This window comes from Streptomyces doebereineriae (assembly GCF_031845645.1).
Classification (GTDB): domain Bacteria; phylum Actinomycetota; class Actinomycetes; order Streptomycetales; family Streptomycetaceae; genus Streptomyces; species Streptomyces canus.
The window spans coordinates 152,600-170,474 of the sequence record NZ_JAVREZ010000016.1; the positions used below are offsets into that span (position 1 = coordinate 152,600).

Here is a 17,875-nt window from a genome sequence, read left to right on the forward strand (position 1 = left end):
GCGCGCATGCCCGCACTCACTCTTCGCGAGATCCTCGCCCTCGATCCCGTGCGCGCCGCCGAGCCCGAGCTCCTGGCCGGACACACCGCTCTGGACCGCCCGGTGCGCTGGGTGCATTCCAGCGAGGTCTACGAGGGCGCGAACTTCCTGGACGGCGGCGAGCTGCTGCTCACCAACGGTTTCGGGCTGATGGACGCCGACGACGAGGTCCGCCGTCGCTACGTCCGCGAGCTGGCCTCCCGGGGCGTCGCCGGGCTGGCCGTGGAGGTCGGGCGGTCCCTGCCGGCGATGCCCGCCGAGGTGATCGACGAGGCCCGCCGCCGTGAGCTGCCGCTGCTGGCGATGCACCGGGTCGTGCCCTTCGTCCGGATCACGGAGGCCGCCAACCGGGCGATCGTGGCCCGTGGGCTGTCGGGCCGTGCGGTCGTACGGCCATGGGGCGACGACCATACGGCGGCCCTGCTCGCCGACCTGGCCGACCGGGCGGCGCTGAACCAGCCGGAGGTGGAGGCGCGGGCGGCGCTCGCGGGCTTCCATCCCGGGCCCGGTGCCCGCCTGGTCGGCGTGTCCCTGCACGGCACACGTGAGGTCGGGACGGTCGACCGCGCGGTACGGCTGCTCGGCGGTGCGGGCGTGCTGCGGGCCGCGTTCCCGGGGGACGTGCTGGCGCTGCTGTCCCTGCCGGGGGCGCGCCCCGGTGACCCGGTGAAGGCGGTCCAGGAGGCCTTCCGCACGATGTCCGCCCCTGGCCTCACCGTGGCCGTAGGTCACGCTGTCGCCGAGGGCAGCGGCTGGCTGCGCTGGAGCGACACGCTGCGGGCGGCCCGTACGACATTGGAGTTGGCGCTGACAGTCCCGGCCGCGGAGCCGGGTGTACCGGACGGCCCTCTGGTGACCTCGTCGAGGGCGCTGGCCCTGGAACGCGAGCTGACCAGGGGCGGCCTGGACGCCAACCGAGAGCGCCTCTCGGCCCTGGTCCACCACACCCTGGGCCCACTACTGACCTGGGAGGCATCCCACTCGAGCGACCTGGTCCGCACCCTGGAAACCCACCTGCGAAACGGTTGCTCACCGACCCGCACAGCGGCCCTTCTCCACATAGGCCGCCAGTCCCTGTACCAACGCCTGGAACGCATAGAGACGTTGCTGGGACTGGACATCAACGACTCGGAACTGCTGGGCGAGTTGCTGACGGCAACATGCGCACACCGGCTGGTGGAGCGCCCTTCAGGGGCGCGACCAGCCACGACGGCGCCGCACTTCAAACGAACCGCTTAGCGCAAGGTGACCAGGCTGGTCCCGTTGAACGGCGCGTAGCAGGTCACCGTCCGGGGCGTCCGCAACACGTCGTCCTCGGCGAACAGCTTCCGCGCGGCCTCGAACGACACGTCCCCGCTCACCACGGGTGCCACCCGGTCGTAGAACTCCCGCGACGCCTCCGGCAATGGCGTCCCCGGCTCCCCCTCGTCCTCACCCCAGACGTCCCACAACAGCGTCTCCACCTTGTTCAGCGCGGCGAGGTCGAGCCGGATGTTCCCGGTCACGAACCGCTCACCGAAGAAGGGCCCCTCGGTCGGCCGGTGCAGCCCGAACTCCGTGTCGTCCGCCCCGTCCTCCCGGATCGCCCGCCAGGCCTCCCCGGCGACGAGAAAACGTGACCGGGGGACATTCATCGGGTCGAAGTCCACGGGCCAGTTGGCGGTGATCTCGGGGTCGGCCAGCTGCGCGTCCGCGAGCAGCCAGCCCCGCTTCTCGTCCCAGTACTCGGTGACCACGTGGTCACCGTGGAAGCGGGTCGGAAAGAAGTAGTCGGCGAACCCGGACCGCAGCCGGGCCGGGATGCCGACATGGCGCAGCAAGGACACGTGCAGCAGCGTGAAGTCGCGGCAGGTCCCGACGAACCGGTCGCCGGGCTCGCGGCGCACGGTCAGCGGGGCGTCGTTCCGGTCGACGATGATCCGCAGGACGTCGTCGATGTAGCGGGACTCCGCGTCGTTGTGCAGGCGGTCGGCCGGATGGGTGTGCCCGAAGAGCTCGCCCTCGACGCGATGGATCATCACATCCCGTACGACACGGGCCAGTTGGCCGACGTCACGCGGTAAGTCGCCGTAGAGGTGAGCGAGATCGCCCGGGTCGGAGAACGTGCTCTGGGCGGCATAGAAGGAAAGGGACACGACGGCCTCCCGAAAGGCGTCATCGACCACGTGTTCGATTACGGGCCGGCGCACCCCACCGTGTCAAAATCCACCGCCGAATGTCCAGACGGCGCGGACTACCGACCTGTCCCGTGCCGACCGGACACTTCTAGGCGTCCAGGGTTTCCAGCAGCCGTTCGAACCGAGCCCGCCACCCGGGCTCGGTCTCACCCTCCCCCTCGTACTCATGCGTGAAGCGCAGTACGGCCCCGGCCTCCCCGTCCCGCTCCAGATGGAACCGGACCCGGTCGCCCCGCTCCAGGGTGTACTCGGCGACCCGGTCCACGTCCCACGCGGTGACCTGCCCCTCCCCCAGGCCTGGCAGCTCGACCGCGCCGCCGAGCCGGGGTTCGAGCACCTCCACCCCGGCCCACCAGGCCCCCAGCCCCTCCACGGTGGCCACGGCCGGCCAGACCGTCTCCATGGGAACCGGCAGCCGCACCAGGAAGTGCAGGATGCGGGTGCTGCCGTGGGTCCGGCTGCTGCCCTGCTCGACGGAACCGCTCATGACTCCAGGGTGGCGCGGAGCCCGGTCGTCCGCACGGCGAAGGCCGGTTCCCCATGACCTGGGTCACGGGGAACCGGCCTTGGCCGCACGTGGGTTCAGACGCCGGCGTAGGAGTGCTTGCCGGTGACGAAGATGTTGACGCCGTAATAGTTGAACAGCCAGCAGCCGAAGGCGAGCATCGCCAGGTAGGCGGCCTTGCGGCCCTTCCAGCCGGCGGTGGCGCGGGCGTGCAGGTAGCAGGCGTAGGCGACCCAGGTGATGAACGACCAGGTCTCCTTGGGGTCCCAGCCCCAGTAGCGGCCCCACGCGTCGCCCGCCCAGATGGCGCCCGCGATGATCGTGAACGTCCACAGCGGGAAGACGGCCGCGTTGACGCGGTAGGCGAACTTGTCGAGGCTCGCGGAGGCGGGCAGCCGGTCGAGGACGGAGTTCGCGAACCTGCCGGGGGTGCCGCCGGACGCGATCTTGTTCTCGTAGCTGTCCTTGAAGAGGTACAGGATCGTGGCGACCGCGCCGACGTAGAAGACCGCACCGCAGAAGATCGCGGTGGAGACGTGGATGTACAGCCAGTACGAGTGGAGGGCGGGAACCAACTGGTCGCTGGCGGTGTACAAGACAGTGACGGCCAGGCCGAGATCGAGGAGGACCGTGGTGACCAGGAACAGCCCGAGCCAGCGCACGTTCTTCTTCAGGGCCAGCAACCCCAGGTACACGGCGACGGCCACCGTGGAGAAGGTGATGTTGAACTCGTACATGTTGCCCCAGGGCGCCCGCTCCACCGAGGCCGCGCGGGCGACGACCCCGGCGAGCTCGACGAGAAAGGCGAGCACCGTGAGGGAGATGGCGATACGCCCGTAGAGGTCGCCCTGCTCGTCCCCGCCGTGCGCACCGGGCCCGTCGGGCACGTCCCGCGATCCGGCCGCGGACCGCACCACGACCTGCGGCCGCTCCAGTACGGCGGTGCTGCCGCCCTTGTTCACGGTGACGGCCGGCGCCTTGGCCTTGGCCTTCGCGTCGGCGGTGAGCGCGGCGGCGGTCCGGCCGACCTTGCTGCGACTGCCGAGGAGCCATTCGGCGATGTAGGCGAAGAAGGCCAGCGTGTAGACGGCCATCGACGAGTAGATCAGCGTGTTGCTGATGTTGGCGAGGTGCTCGTTGGTGGCGGTGGCCAACTCGGTTGCGGCGGCGAGAGTCATTTCTCAGGCCTTTCGGCAGGTACGACTTGAGGGTCGGGGGTGGTTGGCTCGGTGCTCGGCTCCGGGGCGGGGTCGGCGACCGCGGACTTGGCGGAGTGCTGGGTGTCGGGGGCTGCGTCGGGGTCGGGTGCCCCGGGCGCCTGGTCGTAGAGAACCCCCGCCAGTTCGCCCAGCTCCTCCGGCACCTTCGCCGACTCGCTGCGGCCCAGGCCGGCCATCTCCACGACCGTCACCCCGTCGGCGCCGCGCACCGCCCGTACCCACACCCGGCGGCGCTGGATGAACAGGGACGCGGCGAGGCCGAAGATCGCGGTGAGGGCGCCGGCGAGGGCCCAGCCGCTGGCGGGCTGCTGGACGACCTGGAAGTTCGCCCACTGCTTGGTGCCCTCGTAGGTGACCGAACCGGCCCCGCCCGGGAGCTGCAAGGTCTGGCCGGGCTTCAGGTTCTCCCTGAGCTGCGCGCCCTTGGAGTCCTTGAACCCCTTCACATGCGACTTGTCGAGCTGGTACACGCTCTGCGGGATGCCCGAGTCGACACCGAGGTCACCGTGGTACGGCGTGAGGTTGAGCACCGGGTTGTTCAGCGCGGGGAAGGTGGAGGCCGTCTCGCTGCCCGTGGTGTAGGTGGGCAGGAAGAAGGCCGAGATGCCCAGCTGCTCGCTGACGCCCTTGGGGTTCTTGTAGCCGTCGAGGACCTTGACCACGCCGGTGGAGGTGACGTTGGAGTCGAGCGGCAGCATCGCGACCGCGTCGTGGAAGACGACGTTGCCCTTGCCGTCCCGCACGGTGATGAGGGGCGCGTAGCCGTGGGCGGTGAGGTAGACCTTCGCGTCGCCGATCTCCAGCGGCTCGTTGACCTTGACGAGGGTCTTGTGGTCCTTGCCGTAGGCGCCCTCGCTGTAGGTGATGGCGGCCTGGTAGAGGCGCGGGGTGCCCTTGTTGGGGCCGGAGGTCTCGTAGGTGCCGGTGAACTTGTTCAGGGTGAAGCTGAGCGGCACCAGATCGCCGGTGTCGAAGAGGTTCCCGGACTTGAAGTCGTCGTACTGGGTGAGGGTGTTGGAGAAGCCGTCGCCCTCGACGACCAGTTTGTTGCCCTCGGACTTGAAGAGCTGGCCCCAGGCGAACGCGGTCAGCATCACGATGAGCGCGATGTGGAAGGCGAGGTTGCCGATCTCGCGCAGATAGCCCTTCTCACCGGCGACGTTGTCACCGGTGAGGTGGGCGCGGAAGCGCTTCTTCTTCAGCAGGACGAGCGCTGCCTCGCGGACCCGCTCGGGCTCGGCCGCGGTGCGCCAGGTGGTGTAGGCCGGCAGCCGGGTCAGCCGCTTCGGGGCGCCCGGCGGACGGCTGCGCAGCTGCCCGACGAACTGCCAGGTGCGGGGCACGATGCAGCCGATGAGGGAGACGAACAGCAGGATGTAGATCGCGGAGAACCACACCGAGCTGTAGACGTGGAAGAGGCCGAGCTTGTCGTAGACGTCCCCGAGGGTGGGGTTGTTCTTGACGAAGTCGGCGACCTTCGTGGCGTCGGTCCCGCTCTGCGGGATCAGCGAGCCGGGGATGGCACCGAGCGCCACCAGCAGGAGCAGCAGCAGCGCGACCCGCATGGAGGTCAGCTGGCGCCAGAACCAGCGGGCCCAGCCGACGACCCCCAAGGCAGGCATGCTCAGACTCTCCGCGGGCGCGGTGGACAGCTGGGAGCCCGCGGCGCCGAGGTCCTGGTCGCCGACGGGAGCGTCGGGGCCGGCAGGGGTGGCGGGTGTGGTCTTGCTCATGGATCAGATCCCCACAGTGAAGCCGGCGGACCAGGACTGGACGTCCTGCACGAGGCGGTCCCACGCGCCGGTCAGCAGCAGCAGTCCGGTCACGATCATCATGATGCCGCCGATGCGCATGACCCAGACGTAGTGGCGCTTGACCCAGCCGAAGGCGCCGAGCGCCTTGCGGAAGGCGACCGCGGCGAGCACGAAGGGCAACCCGAGGCCGAGGCAGTAGGCGACGGTCAGTATGGCACCGCGGCCCGCGCTGCCCTGCTGGGAGGACAGGGCGATCACCGAGGCGAGGGTGGGGCCGATGCAGGGGGTCCAGCCGATGCCGAACAGCGCGCCGAGCAGCGGGGCCCCGACCAGGCCCATGGTGGGCTTGTTGTGGAAGCGGAACTCCCGCTGGGTCATCCAGGGCATCAGGCCCATGAAGAAGACGCCCATGAGGATCATGAGCCCGCCCAGCACCTTGGACAGCACGCTCTGGTTCTCCTGGAGCGTCTGGCCGAAGTAGCCGAAGAGCGCCCCGCTGGAGACGAACACCGCGGTGAAGCCGAGCACGAACAGGGAGGCGCCCGCGACCATCCGGCCGCGCCGCGCCTCGGCCAGATCGGTGCCGGTGACGCCGGTGACGTACGACAGATAGCCCGGGACCAGCGGCAGGACGCAGGGCGAGAAGAAGGAGACCAGGCCGCCGAGGACCGCGATGGGCAGGGCGAGGAGCAACGCGCCGTTCAGGACGGTGCCGTTGTAACCCGTTTCGGCGGCGAGCGTGACGACTGCGCTCACGTCACTTCTCCGCGAGGACCGGGTTGATCATCTTGCGCAGCTTGCTCTCGCTGAGCGCGGCCAGCGAGCGGGCGGCGATCTTCCCGTCCCGGTCGATGACGAGCGTGGAGGGCACGGCCTGCGGGTTGAGGGTGCCCTTGGCGAAGCGGAGCATCAGTTTGCCCGTCGGGTCGTACAGGCTGGGGAAGGTGATGCCCATGTCCTTCTCGAAGGCGCGGGCGTTCTGGACGCTGGTGTCGCGGGTGTTGACCCCGACGAACTGCACGTCCTGGCCCTTGAGCTCCTTGGAGACCGCCTCGAGGTTGGGCGCCTCGGCCCGGCAGGGGGCGCACCAGGAACCCCACATGTTGAGGACGACGATCTTGCCCTTGTAGTCGGCGACGTCGAGCTGTCCCCCGTCGACGGTCTTGCCGGACAGGTCGGGGGCGGTGCCGCGGTCCCCTTGCTTGGCGGTGGAGATGCCGTCCGCGCCCATGATGAAGTTGGTGTCGCCGCCTCCGCCCGAGGTGCCGCCCGAACTGCAGGCGGACAGGGTCAGCGCTGCGGCTGCGGCACCCGCGCTGAGCAGGGTGGTACGGACTCGGGAGCGGCTACGACTGGCGGCACTCATGTGAAAAGTTTCGCATGCCCGTTCTGGGGATCTTGCCCACCCCCCTTGTGGGCGGAAACCCGCATTTCAGGCGGCGTTCGACGAGGTCGCGGAGGTGTCCTTGAGGAACCCGTTCCAGCCACCCACGGGTTCCTGGCCGACATCGAGTGTGCGGAGCTTGGCGAGGACCTCCGGCTTCTGGACGTCCATCCAGTCGACGAACTGCCGGAAGGAGACCAGACGGATGTCCGCGCCCTTCTCCTTCTCCCGGGCGATGTGGGTGAGGGCCCGCTCGACGGCGTCCATGTAGATGCCGCCGTTCCAGTGCTCGAAGTGGTTGCCGACGAAGAAGGGGGCGCGGTTGGTCTCGTAGGCCCGCTCGAAGCCGGAGATGTAGGCGCCGGCGGACTGCTCGCGCCAGGCCGGGTAGTTGTAGGCGGGCGCGTTGGTCGAGTTGATCGACTGGTTGGCGAGCATGTTGTAGTCCATGGACAGGACCTCGAAGCTGCGGCCGGGGAAAGGTATCGCCTGCAGGGGCAGGTCCCAGATGCCGTTCTTCTTCTCGGGCCAGACCTGGCGGCCGCCGGGCGAGGAGGCGTCGTATCGCCAGCCGAGCTCGCGTGCGGTGGGCAGCAGGTTGTCCTGGCCGAGCAGACAGGGGGTGCGGCCGCCGACGAGTTCCTTCTCGTAGTCGAAGGGCAGCGCGGGCAGGTCGGTCCAGCCGGTGTTGGTGCGCCACTCCTTGACGAATGCTTTCGCCTGCGCGATCTCCGAGCGCCACTGCGCCGGCGTCCAGTTGCCCACGGTGCCGTAGCCGGAGCAGAAGTGGCCGTTGAAGTGGGTGCCTATCTCGTGCCCTTCGAGCCAGGCCCGGCGGACGTTGGTCAGGGTCGCCTTGACGTGCTCGTCGGTGAGGTAGCCGATGTCCGAGGCGCCACGGGGGTTGTTCGGGGGGTCGTAGAGCCGCTTCTTCGACTCGGGCAGCAGATACAGCCCGGAGAGGAAGAAGGTCATGTGCGCGTCGTGCTTCTTGGCGAGATCGAGGAAGCGCGGGAAGAGGCCGTTGCCGACCTCGCCGGCGCCGTCCCAGGAGAAGATCACGAACTGCGGCGGGGTCTGACCCGGCTCCAGCGGCACCGGCTTGCCGGGCTGGTGGGGCTGCTTGCCGGTGAAGGAGGTGGAGCCGTCACCGATGGGCCGGGCCGTCGGCGTCGGCGCGTGCGTGGGCTTGGAGGCCGAGGTGTGGGCCACCCCGTCCGACCCGGTGAGTGTTCCGCATCCCGAGAGCCCCACGGCGGCTGCGGCGCCCGCTCCGATACCTATTGCTCCCCTTCGGGTGAGAGAGTGCATGCTTCCCCGATTCGTCACGTTCTCTGGTGGTCACCCAGTCAGAGGAGGCAACGAAGGGGGAGGTTCCGGCACTTTTTCCGGATTCGGTAACAGAAGCGCGCCCCAAAGGGGCGCGGGGAACTGCGCGACCAGCCACGACGGACCGCCAGTTCCCCACGACCCGGCTACGCCCCGAAGGCTTTGCTCTTGCCCTTCACCGGCTTTGCACCCGCCCGGAGATGAACCGGCACAAGATCGATCGCGGGCTCGCTGTAGCCCACGGACACGATCCTGTCGCCCTGGTACGTGAAGGACGTCAAAGAAGCCAGCGTGCACTGCCGCTTGCGCGGGTCGTGCCACAGCCGCCGCTTCTCGACGTACGACCGCACGATCCAGATCGGCAACTGGTGACTGACCAGCACGGCTTCATGCCCCCGCGCCCGGTCCCGCGCAGCATCCAGCGCGCCCTTCATCCGGACGACCTGGTCGACGTACGGCTCGCCCCAGGACGGCTTGAACGGGTTGACGAGGTGCTTCCAGTTCTCCGGGTTCTTCAGCGCCCCGTCGCCCACGCCGAAGGTCTTGCCCTGGAAGACGTTCTCGGCCTCGATGAGCCGCTCGTCCGTCGCGATGTCGAGGCCGTGCGCCTTGGCGATCGGTGTGGCGGTCTCCTGCGCCCGCTCCAGCGGGGAGGCACAGACGTGGGTGACATCCCGGGAGGCGAGGTGCTCGGCGACCCGGTCGGCCATCTGCCGCCCGAGCTCGGACAGGTGGTACCCGCCGAGACGGCCGTACAGGACCCCGTCGGGGTTGGCGACCTCACCGTGCCGCATGAGGTGGACGACGGTGATGTCGCTGTTGGTCGAGGTGCTCATGCTGCCGTGGCCTCCGCCGCCGCTCGGGCCGCCGCCGGAAGGGCGTCGGCGATCCGCTGAACCGCCTGCTCGTCATGGGCCGTGGACACGAACCACGACTCGAAGGAGGACGGCGGCAGGTAGACGCCGTTCTCCAGAAGGGAGTGGAAGAAGGCGGTGAACCGGAAGGACTCCTGCGCCTTGGCGTCCTCGTAGCTGCGCACCGGCCGGTCGGTGAAGAACACCGAGAACATGCTGGAGGCGTTCTGCACGGTGTGCGCGACGCCTTCCTTGCCGAGCGCCTCGGAGACCAGCGACCGGATCTGCTCGGAGACGGCGTCGATCCTGACGTAGGCGGCGTCGTCGAGCAGCCGCAGCTGGGCGAGGCCGGCCGCGGTGGCGACGGGGTTCCCGGAGAGGGTGCCGGCCTGGTAGACGGGCCCGGCGGGGGCGAGGTGGGCCATGACGTCCGCGCGTCCCCCGAAGGCGGCGGCGGGGAACCCGCCCCCCATGACCTTCCCGAAGGTCATGAGATCGGGCCGGACGCCGTCGATGCCGTACCAGCCACTGCGGCTGGTCCGGAACCCGGTCATGACCTCGTCGGAGATGTAGAGGGCGCCGTTCTGCGTGCAGGCGTCCTTCAGCCCCTGGTTGAAGCCGGGCAGCGGCGGCACAACGCCCATGTTGCCGGGCGAGGCCTCGGTGATCACACAGGCGATCTCACCGGGGTGCCGGTGGAAGGCCTCGTGGACGGCTTCGAGATCGTTGTACGGCAGCACGATCGTGTCGCCGGCCTGGGCACCGGTGACGCCCGGGGTGTCGGGAAGCGCGAAGGTGGCCACACCGCTGCCCGCCGCGGCCAGCAGCGAGTCGACGTGACCGTGGTAACACCCGGCGAACTTGATGACCTTGGTGCGCCGGGTGAAGCCGCGGGCGAGCCGGATGGCGGACATGGTGGCCTCGGTCCCGCTGGAGACGAGCCGCACCTGCTCCAGCGGTTCGACGCGGGCGACCATCTCCTCGGCGAGCGCGACCTCACCCTCACCGGGGGTGCCGAAGGAGGTGCCTTTCGACACCGCCTCCTGGACGGCGGCGATCACCTCGGGGTGGGAGTGTCCGAGGATCATGGGGCCCCAGGAGCAGACGAGGTCGACGTACTCGCGCCCGTCGGCGTCGGTCAGGTAGGGGCCGGTGCCGGACACCATGAAGCGGGGGGTGCCGCCCACGGCACGGAAGGCGCGGACCGGGGAGTTCACGCCGCCGGGCGTGACGACGGACGCGCGGTCGAACAGGGCCTGCGAGACAGGCGCATCGTACGAATAGGGCAATTCACTCATATCCTGCGACTACTCCGACCTTCTCCGGTGTGTTCGGACTTTCTCGGACACCATTGCCGGTGACTACCTCAGGGTAGGCCAGGCCTCGAAAGCCCCCGGTCCCCGGCGATCTGCGAAACTGGATGCAGATACACACAGCTCACGGAGACGATGGCACGGAGCCGTTTGTTCAGGGGCTGCGAAGATCCTGCGGACAGGTGTTTCAGCGCACGTTTCGGCGGGCGGCCGTGGGGGAGGTCACTGACACGATGATCGGGTTGCGCGGCGGGGGTCGCGCGTCCTAGAAAAGCAGTCGGGTGGAGATATGCATCGCGGTGGCGGACTGGGCGAGGGGACCGACGACCTGGGTCCTCGACGTGCCCGGCGGGGAAGGCACCGACGCGAGGCGGAGGAAGCGGCCGAGACACGTCAGGGGCGGGGCGCCTCGGGCACCCCGGATGAGTCGGAACGCGACGAGCGACGTATCGAACGTCGGATCGATCCGTTGAGGGCGGGAAGCAGGAATGGTGGTCGGGTGGGGGTGACGTACAAGTACTTCGGCGCGCCCGACGGCGCGACCGCGGCCCGCGTCCCGATCTCGATGCGTCCCGAGGAACTCGGCGGCGACGAGCTCGGCATGAACGGCATGTTCACCAAGATCAAGCCGGAGACCATGGCAGCGATGGTCCTCACCGGCATCGAAGGCGTCCCCCTCCACAAGGTCCCCCCGCTCGAACTGGTCGTCCTGCACCCCGACTACGCGGTGGTCAAGCTCCCCATGACGGTCGTGGACCCGCTGCGCGGCATAGGCGAGGAAGCGGTCGGCGCGGCGGCGTTCATCTGGTCGACGGTCCCGGACCGGGGCGGCCCGCGGGACGCGTTCAACGTGTACCAACTGCTGCACGAGTGGCAGGACTTCAGCCACAGGTTGCATGAGGCGGGGCATCAGCCGTACTGCCTTGTGTGGCCGTGAGCTGGGGTTTCATGGTGTGCGGGCGGGGTTTTCGGGCCCCGCCTTTTTCATGTCCCTGGCGAGGCCGTCGGGTGTGCGCCGCTTCCGTGTTCAGCCGCGCAGAGGGTTTGCCAGCCGTATGAGCAGGCCCGCGACCAGGGCGGTCTGGGCGGGCACGGTGTCGGGGTGGATGAACTCGCCCTGGGCGTGGGCGCCGTCGCCGACCGCGCCCATGCCGCACAGCACCGGCAGGCCGAGGGCGGCGACGAAGTTGGCGTCGCTGGCGCCGCCGACGGAGGCGGTGGGCAGCTCCTGACGGCCCTGTTCGCGGGCGACCTCGCGGGCGAGGTCGAGGAGCGGGGCGGAGGCGGCGTTCAGGGTCATCGGCGGCCGGTTCCAGGCGTGGTCGACCTTGATGCGTACGCGGGGGTCGCTGACGTCGATGGCGTCCAGTTCGGCGTCGACGCGATCCTGCTCGGCCTGACTGCTGACCCGGATGTCCACGCTCGCGGTGGCCCACCCGGCGACGACGTTGGTGGCGGTGCCGCCCTTGATGAGACCTGTGTTGATCGTGGTGCCCTTGTCGGGCGCGGCGACGCCCGCAGCCGCGACGACGAACTCGGACAGCGCGGTGATCGCGCTCGCCCCGTCCTGGGGCGCGAGCCCGGCGTGCGCCTCGACGCCGGTGGCCGTGACCTCGAAGATCCCGGTGCCCTTGCGGCCCGTCTTGACGGCACCGTGCGCGGTCGGCTCCAGTACCAGCGTCACGTCGACCTTCTGGGCGACCTGCTCGATCACCGGGCGCGAGGACAGGGAACCGATCTCCTCGTCGCCGTTGAAGAGGAAGGTGACGGTGGGGAGGACGGTGCCGGTCTCGCGGGCCAGTTTCAGGGCCCAGATTCCCTGTGCCAGACCGGTCTTCATGTCGAAGATGCCGGGCGCGCTGAGCCTGTCCCGCCCGTCGCCGTCCGGCTCCGGCTGCTCCCAGTCGGCGAGCGTGCCGGTCGGCCACACGGTGTCGTAGTGCCCCACCAGCATGACGTGGCCGGAGCCCGTGCCGGTGTAGGTCAGCGTGAGGGTGTCCCCGCACTCGCCGCCCGGGTGCCGGTGTTCGTGGTCGGGTTGGCCGAGCCGGTGCACGGCCAGCTCACGGAGGAGATCCAGGCCCTCCGCGAGGGCGGCCAGGTCGTAGCTGCTGGTCTCCTGACGGACGAGCGTGAGGATGTCGGTGATGATCTCCGGCGCGACCTCCTGGGCACGGGCGGTGAGGGCGGCGGGTGCGGGCGATGCGGTCATGGTCGGCTCTCTCGTGTCGGTGGCCGGGTCAGCTGATGCCGAAGGGGAGGCCGAGGAGGTACCAGGCCACGAAGAACGCGACCCAGACGACCCAGACGACGGCGGCGATCGGGATGGTGAAGGAGGCCAGCGTGCCGATGCCGGCGGACTTCTTGTGCTGCTGGATGAAGCCCAGCGCCATCGCGAAGTACGGGCTCATCGGGGTCACGCAGTTGGTGACCGAGTCGGCGACGCGGTAGACGGCCTGGGTGGTCTGGGGCTCGATGCCGATGAGCATCAGCATGGGGATGAGCACCGGGGCGGCCAGCGCCCACAGGGCGGAGCCGCTGGTGATCACGAGATTCATGAAGGTGATCAGTACGGCGATGCCGACCAGCACGGTCCAGCCGTCCAGGTGCATCTCCTTCAGGGTCTCCGCGCCCTCGACGGCGATGACGCTGCCGATGTTCGTCCACTTGAAATAGGCGAGGAACTGCGAGATCGCGAAGAACAGGACGAGGATCGGGGCATAGGTGCGCGTGCCCTCGACCAGCGCGTCGACGATGTCAGCTGCCGTACGGAAGGTCCCGACGCTGCGGCCGTAGACCCAGCCGAGCAGGGAGAAGAACAGGAACAGGACGATCGACATGCCCGTGATCACCGGGGACTCGACCAGGGAGCCGTGCTCGCCGCGCAGGGGGGAGTTCGCCGGGATCATGGCCACGGTCAGAACCGCGATGAAGCCGACGGCGGCCAGGCCGGTCATCCGCAGGGCGCGGCGCTGCTCCGGGGTGACCTCGACCGCCTTCAGCTCCTCGGCGCTCAGCGCCTTCACCGGCTCGTCGGGGGCCAGGTCCGAGCGCTTGGAGATGACCTTGTCGACGACGAGCGTGATGACCAGGGCGACGAGGACGGACGAGGCGAGGCCGAAGAAGTAGTTCGCGACCGGAGTGACGGTGTAGTGCGGGTCGATGGTGTGCGCGGCAGCCGTGGAGATCGACGACAGCAGGACGTCGGTGGTGGTGAGGGACGGGGAGGCGTCGTAGCCGGCGGAGATGGAGACGTAGGCGACGATGCAGCCGAGGACGGGGCTGCGTCCTGCGGCGCGGAAGACGAGTGCCCCGAGCGGTATGAGGGTGACGTACGCCGCGTCGCCCGCGACGTGGGCGACCATTGCCGTCATCGACAGCGCGAAGGTGAGGTACCTGCCCGGCACCCGGGCGACCATGCGGCGCAGCAGGGTCGTGAACAGGCCGCTCGCCTCGGCGACCGCGATACCGAAGCCCACGATGAGGATCGTGGCCAGCGGCGGGAAGGTCGCGAAATTCTCGACGGCCCCCTCGACCATCGTCGTGACGCCGGCCTTGCTGAGCAGGCTCTGCACCTTGATGGTCTCGTGCGTTCCGGGGTGCACGGTGCTGACCCCGGCCACCGCCAGGATCGCGCTGAGGACGATCACGACCCCCGCGAGGATCCAGAAGAGCCAGAACGGGTTGGGCAGCTTGTTTCCGACCTTCTCGATGGCGGCGAAGGCGCGGAACGCGGTGCGCAGGGCTCTCGAAGGTGGCTCGGTCGGAGGGGGCTCGGTGGCGGTGGCACTCATGGGTACCTCTTCGTGCGTTCGGGGAGGGGTTCGAGATGACACGCAGGAACACCCTTGAGGGATGTTCCTGCAAACCATGACAGCACCGTGAGAGATTCTCTAGAGCACGCGTGTAACAGTGGGATTAACCGGCGAGCGTCCGCGGTCTAACCTGTGCGCTATGACTCGCCCCCTGCTCGACGAGCTCGACCGGCGCCTGATCGGGGCGCTGCATCTGGCACCCCGGGCCACCTGGGACGACATCGGCGCGATCCTGTCCGCCGACGCCAGCACCCTGAAGCGCCGCTACGACCGTCTGCACGAGGCCCGGATGGTCCGCGTCATCGGACAGGCCGACTGGGGCATGCACTCCACGACGATGCCGATCCACGTGTTCTTGGACATCACCGGCGAAACTCCGCTCGCCGTCCTCGACCGGCTGCGTGACCTGCCCCACCTCCAGCTCCTGGCACAGATCTCCGGCGACTACCCGCTGTACGCCGTCGTGCACGCCCCCTCCGAGGCGGCCACCAGCGAGGCGATCGACCGGATGTTCTCCGTGGCCGGGGTCCGCCGCGTCAACGCCCTGCCGGCGCTCAGCACCCTGCGCCGGGGCATCACTTGGGACCCGCAGTTCCTGACCGAGACCGAACGCGCCGAACTGCTGAAGCTCACCGGCGCGCAGCCGGAGGGCACCGCGAGCGCGACACCCCCCGCGAAGCCCCTGAGCGAGTCCGAACGCACCGTGGTGGCCCTGCTGCTGCGGGACGGCCGGGCCTCCGCCGCGAGCATCGGCCGCGCGGCCGGGCTGGCCACCTCCACCGCGCATCGCGTGGTCCGCCGGGTCCTGGACGAGCAGTGGGTCAAGCCGCGCCTGGAGATCGTGTCGGAATGGCTCGGCTTCGAGACCCCGTTCATGCTCCGTCTGCGCGTCGCTCCCGGCGAGACTCCCGAGGCCATGCGCCGCATCGACCGGCTCCCCCAGACCCGCCTCGTCGCCCACGTGGCCAGCGACATGTCCGTCCTCGCCACCGGTCTGGTCACCGACCGCTCCGCGCTGGCCCGCTTCATCGACGACGAGTTGGCGCAGATCCCCGGCATCATCACCGTCAGCGTCGACGTCATGCTCGCGGAGCCGCGCCGCTACTGGCTGGACCGGGACCGGGTGTCGGGCCTCGGGGAGTTCCACGCGCCGACGTTGCTCTAGATTGCCCGGCAGCAGGTGGACCAGGGCCCGTCCGGTCGGCGGGGAGTGGACACCGGACAGGCCCTGGCGAACGTGGGCGGGGTGGTCCCGCTGCCCTCGGGTCTCCCGCCCGGCTATCCCTTGGTCGCGCCCGCCGTCCCGCCGCGGACGAAGTGCCGCTGGAAGGCGAAGAAGACCAGGGCCACGGGGATGGTCATGAGCAGGGCTGCCGCGAGCTTGATCGGGTACTGGTTGCCGTCGCCGAGCTGGCCGGAGACGAGTGAGGCGACTCCGCTGGTCAGGGTGTTCAGTTCCGGGCTCTGCCGGGACACGATGAAGTGCGGCAGTTCGTTCCACGATCCCTGGAACGACAGGATGGTCAGGGTGATGAGGGCCGGCCGGGCCATCGGCAGTACGACGGACCAGAAGATCCGGAAGGTGCTCGCGCCGTCGATACGGGCGGCTTCCTCGACGCTGACGGGGATCGACTCGAAGAACTGCTTCATGATGAACACCCCCGCGGCGTCGGCGAGCAGCGGGACGATCATGCCCGAGTAGGAGTCGTACATCCCCAGTTGGTTGAGGACGAGGAACTTCGGGATGAGCAGAACGACCCCGGGCACGGCCATGACCGCGATGACGGCTCCGAACAGTGCGCTGCGGCCGCGGAAGCGCAGCCGGGCCAGTGCGTATCCGGCGAGGGAGTCGAAGAACACGCGGCCCGTGGTGACGAAGAGGGCGACGACGACGGAGTTCGCGAACCAGCGCGGATAGTCGGCCTCGGCGAGCCGGCTGAAGGCCGCGGTGGTGAAGTGGGTCGGCCACAGTGACAGTGGATGGCTGGTGGCGTCCGCGTCGGTTTTGAAGCTCGTCGCGAGCTGGATGAGGAAGGGGTAGATGTAGAGGAGTGCGATGACGACGAGGGCGGTGTAGCCGAGCGCGCGGGTGAGGGCGCTGCCGCGTCGGGTGTGTGCGGGTGGGCCCGCGCGGCGGGTCGGGCCCGCGCCGTCGGCGTGCTGGTGCTGTGTGCTCATCGCGTGCCTCTGTGGGGGACGTCGGCCGGGGCGGCCGCGGTGGTGGGCGCGGTTGCTGCGGTACGGGTCATCAGGCCGCTCCCGTGGTCGGGCCGGACCCGGAGCGTGCCGCTTTCGCCGCGCGCCGGGTGGCGGCTCTGGCGCGGGCCTCGTCCTTGTCGCGCAGGACGAAGCGCTGCAGGAGCGTCATCGCGACGATGATCACGAAGAGGATGAAGGCGATGGCGCTGCCCTGTCCCCACTCGTTGTTGATGAACGAGGACTGGTACGACAGGAACGCGGGCGTCAGCGTCGTCTTTCCCGGTCCGCCCTTGGTCATGACGTAGATCTGGTCGAAGACCTGCCAGGTGCCGATGAGTCCGAGCGTCAGGACGAGGAAGAGGGTCGGCCTGAGCATGGGCAGCGTTACGTGGCGGAACCGCTGCCAGCGCCCGGTGCCGTCGATCTCGGCGGCCTCCTCGACCTCGAGGGGGATGTCCTGCAGCGCGGCGAGGAACATGAGCATGAACGTGCCGGCCGTCGTCCACACGACCAGGGCGATGACCGCGCACATGGCCACGCTGGGGCCGGAGATCCAGTCCCACAGGGACAGCCCGCCGACCGTGGTGTCGGCGAGTGCGGACGGAGGCGCGTCGTTGTTCACACCGAGGGCGCCGAGGGCGAGATGGATGACGCCGCGCGGATCGGCGAACCAGGCCGGACCGTCGACTCCGATCTTCGCCAGCAGGGAGTTGACGACACCGCTGGAAGAGAAGAGGAACAGGAAGACGACCGAGATCGCGACCGAACTCGTCACCGCCGGGAAGTAGTACGCGGTACGGAAGAAACCTTTGCCCTTCAGGCGTCTGCCGTTGACGAGAAGCGCCAGGCCCAGCGCGAGCGCGGTCTGCAGCGGGACGACGAAGAGCACGTAGTACGCGTTGTTGCGCAGGCTCATCATGAAGTCGCTCTGCGCCAGGCCGGACTTGGTGAGAAGCGGCGCGTAGTTCTGGCCGCCGACGAAGTGCACGCCTGACGAGAAGGGACTGCCCTGGCCGTTCCAGTCGGACAGGCTCACCCAGAGCGCCATGACGATCGGCACGACCAGGAAGAGTCCGAGTACGACGAGGACGGGTGAGACGAACAGCCAGCCGGCCAGACCTTCCCGGCCTCGGATGCCGCCGCGGGGGGCCCGGCCGCGGCGGCCCCGGCCTCCAACGGCCTTGGCTGCGGCTGCCGTTCGGACCGCTGCCGAGGCCGGCTCCGGGCCGCTGCCCGGGCCCTGTGCGGGCCCGGGATTCGGTTCACTCATCGCAGGTTCACTCTCG

The 17,875-nt window shown here is 69.3% G+C and carries 16 protein-coding genes; 3 read left to right on the plus strand and 13 right to left on the minus strand.

Annotation, left to right across the window (positions count from 1 at the left end):
- Nucleotides 1-6: 6 nt before the first annotated feature.
- On the plus strand, nucleotides 7-1,278 hold the full coding sequence (locus RNB18_RS36580) for a PucR family transcriptional regulator (protein WP_311718382.1): 1,272 nt from the start codon (nucleotides 7-9) through the stop codon (nucleotides 1,276-1,278).
- Here the strand turns inward: RNB18_RS36580 and RNB18_RS36585 are convergent.
- The 9 genes from RNB18_RS36585 to hemL form a co-directional block, all read right to left on the minus strand.
- Complete coding sequence (locus tag RNB18_RS36585) at nucleotides 1,275-2,174, minus strand: transglutaminase-like domain-containing protein (protein ID WP_311718383.1); 900 nt, start codon at nucleotides 2,172-2,174, stop codon at nucleotides 1,275-1,277. The two genes, RNB18_RS36580 and RNB18_RS36585, sit on opposite strands and share 4 nt — an antisense overlap.
- 130 nt (nucleotides 2,175-2,304) lie before the next feature.
- Nucleotides 2,305-2,703, minus strand: coding sequence for an SRPBCC family protein (locus RNB18_RS36590; RefSeq protein WP_311718384.1), 399 nt, complete (start codon nucleotides 2,701-2,703; stop codon nucleotides 2,305-2,307).
- 95 nt (nucleotides 2,704-2,798) lie between these two features.
- Nucleotides 2,799-3,899 carry a c-type cytochrome biogenesis protein CcsB gene (gene ccsB, locus RNB18_RS36595; RefSeq protein ID WP_062042013.1) on the minus strand — a complete coding sequence of 367 codons (1,101 nt, stop codon included), beginning with the start codon at nucleotides 3,897-3,899 and terminating at the stop codon, nucleotides 2,799-2,801.
- Nucleotides 3,896-5,674 carry a cytochrome c biogenesis protein ResB gene (gene resB, locus RNB18_RS36600; RefSeq protein WP_311718386.1) on the minus strand — a complete coding sequence of 593 codons (1,779 nt, stop codon included), beginning with the start codon at nucleotides 5,672-5,674 and terminating at the stop codon, nucleotides 3,896-3,898. Before resB ends, ccsB begins: the two co-directional genes overlap by 4 nt.
- A gap of 3 nt (nucleotides 5,675-5,677) precedes the next feature.
- Nucleotides 5,678-6,451 (minus strand): cytochrome c biogenesis CcdA family protein, encoded by a 774-nt coding sequence (locus RNB18_RS36605; RefSeq protein ID WP_311718387.1) that lies wholly within the window; start codon nucleotides 6,449-6,451, stop codon nucleotides 5,678-5,680.
- A gap of 1 nt (nucleotide 6,452) precedes the next feature.
- Nucleotides 6,453-7,061, minus strand: a complete 609-nt coding sequence (locus RNB18_RS36610) for a TlpA family protein disulfide reductase (RefSeq protein ID WP_311718388.1) — start codon at nucleotides 7,059-7,061, stop codon at nucleotides 6,453-6,455.
- A gap of 66 nt (nucleotides 7,062-7,127) precedes the next feature.
- Nucleotides 7,128-8,390 carry a polysaccharide deacetylase family protein gene (locus RNB18_RS36615; RefSeq protein WP_311718389.1) on the minus strand — a complete coding sequence of 421 codons (1,263 nt, stop codon included), beginning with the start codon at nucleotides 8,388-8,390 and terminating at the stop codon, nucleotides 7,128-7,130.
- A gap of 164 nt (nucleotides 8,391-8,554) precedes the next feature.
- Nucleotides 8,555-9,244 carry a histidine phosphatase family protein gene (locus RNB18_RS36620; protein ID WP_266515276.1) on the minus strand — a complete coding sequence of 230 codons (690 nt, stop codon included), beginning with the start codon at nucleotides 9,242-9,244 and terminating at the stop codon, nucleotides 8,555-8,557.
- Nucleotides 9,241-10,560: a glutamate-1-semialdehyde 2,1-aminomutase gene (gene hemL, locus RNB18_RS36625; protein WP_311718391.1), complete on the minus strand. Its 1,320-nt coding sequence runs from the start codon at nucleotides 10,558-10,560 to the stop codon at nucleotides 9,241-9,243. Before hemL ends, RNB18_RS36620 begins: the two co-directional genes overlap by 4 nt.
- A gap of 304 nt (nucleotides 10,561-10,864) precedes the next feature.
- Here hemL and RNB18_RS36630 point away from each other — a divergent pair, with 304 nt between their 5' ends.
- Nucleotides 10,865-11,512 carry a hypothetical protein gene (locus RNB18_RS36630; protein WP_174269201.1) on the plus strand — a complete coding sequence of 216 codons (648 nt, stop codon included), beginning with the start codon at nucleotides 10,865-10,867 and terminating at the stop codon, nucleotides 11,510-11,512.
- Between the two features lie 90 nt (nucleotides 11,513-11,602).
- On the opposite strand, the gene RNB18_RS36635 is transcribed toward RNB18_RS36630, so the two are convergent.
- Complete coding sequence (locus tag RNB18_RS36635) at nucleotides 11,603-12,787, minus strand: M20 family metallopeptidase (protein WP_311718394.1); 1,185 nt, start codon at nucleotides 12,785-12,787, stop codon at nucleotides 11,603-11,605.
- A 28-nt stretch (nucleotides 12,788-12,815) separates the two neighbouring features.
- A complete protein-coding gene (locus tag RNB18_RS36640) occupies nucleotides 12,816-14,369 on the minus strand; it encodes an AbgT family transporter (RefSeq protein ID WP_311718395.1) in 1,554 nt (517 codons plus the stop codon).
- 160 nt (nucleotides 14,370-14,529) lie between these two features.
- Here RNB18_RS36640 and RNB18_RS36645 point away from each other — a divergent pair, with 160 nt between their 5' ends.
- A complete protein-coding gene (locus RNB18_RS36645) occupies nucleotides 14,530-15,555 on the plus strand; it encodes an Lrp/AsnC family transcriptional regulator (protein ID WP_311718396.1) in 1,026 nt (341 codons plus the stop codon).
- A 113-nt stretch (nucleotides 15,556-15,668) separates the two neighbouring features.
- On the opposite strand, the gene RNB18_RS36650 is transcribed toward RNB18_RS36645, so the two are convergent.
- Complete coding sequence (locus RNB18_RS36650; protein ID WP_311718397.1) at nucleotides 15,669-16,568, minus strand: carbohydrate ABC transporter permease; 900 nt, start codon at nucleotides 16,566-16,568, stop codon at nucleotides 15,669-15,671.
- 70 nt (nucleotides 16,569-16,638) lie between these two features.
- A complete protein-coding gene (locus RNB18_RS36655; protein WP_311718398.1) occupies nucleotides 16,639-17,859 on the minus strand; it encodes a carbohydrate ABC transporter permease in 1,221 nt (406 codons plus the stop codon).
- Nucleotides 17,860-17,875 lie beyond the last annotated feature (16 nt).

Bases quoted from the DNA above. Each gene is read 5' to 3' on its own strand.
- RNB18_RS36580 (WP_311718382.1), top strand. From the start codon at position 7: ATGCCCGCACTCACTCTTCGCGAGATCCTCGCCCTCGATCCCGTGCGC.
- RNB18_RS36590 (WP_311718384.1), bottom strand. From the start codon at position 2,703: ATGAGCGGTTCCGTCGAGCAGGGCAGCAGCCGGACCCACGGCAGCACC.
- ccsB (WP_062042013.1), bottom strand. From the start codon at position 3,899: ATGACTCTCGCCGCCGCAACCGAGTTGGCCACCGCCACCAACGAGCAC.
- resB (WP_311718386.1), bottom strand. From the start codon at position 5,674: ATGAGCAAGACCACACCCGCCACCCCTGCCGGCCCCGACGCTCCCGTC.
- RNB18_RS36610 (WP_311718388.1), bottom strand. From the start codon at position 7,061: ATGAGTGCCGCCAGTCGTAGCCGCTCCCGAGTCCGTACCACCCTGCTC.
- RNB18_RS36615 (WP_311718389.1), bottom strand. From the start codon at position 8,390: ATGCACTCTCTCACCCGAAGGGGAGCAATAGGTATCGGAGCGGGCGCC.
- RNB18_RS36620 (WP_266515276.1), bottom strand. From the start codon at position 9,244: ATGAGCACCTCGACCAACAGCGACATCACCGTCGTCCACCTCATGCGG.
- hemL (WP_311718391.1), bottom strand. From the start codon at position 10,560: ATGAGTGAATTGCCCTATTCGTACGATGCGCCTGTCTCGCAGGCCCTG.
- RNB18_RS36630 (WP_174269201.1), top strand. From the start codon at position 10,865: ATGCATCGCGGTGGCGGACTGGGCGAGGGGACCGACGACCTGGGTCCT.
- RNB18_RS36635 (WP_311718394.1), bottom strand. From the start codon at position 12,787: ATGACCGCATCGCCCGCACCCGCCGCCCTCACCGCCCGTGCCCAGGAG.
- RNB18_RS36640 (WP_311718395.1), bottom strand. From the start codon at position 14,369: ATGAGTGCCACCGCCACCGAGCCCCCTCCGACCGAGCCACCTTCGAGA.
- RNB18_RS36645 (WP_311718396.1), top strand. From the start codon at position 14,530: ATGACTCGCCCCCTGCTCGACGAGCTCGACCGGCGCCTGATCGGGGCG.
- RNB18_RS36650 (WP_311718397.1), bottom strand. From the start codon at position 16,568: ATGAGCACACAGCACCAGCACGCCGACGGCGCGGGCCCGACCCGCCGC.
- RNB18_RS36655 (WP_311718398.1), bottom strand. From the start codon at position 17,859: ATGAGTGAACCGAATCCCGGGCCCGCACAGGGCCCGGGCAGCGGCCCG.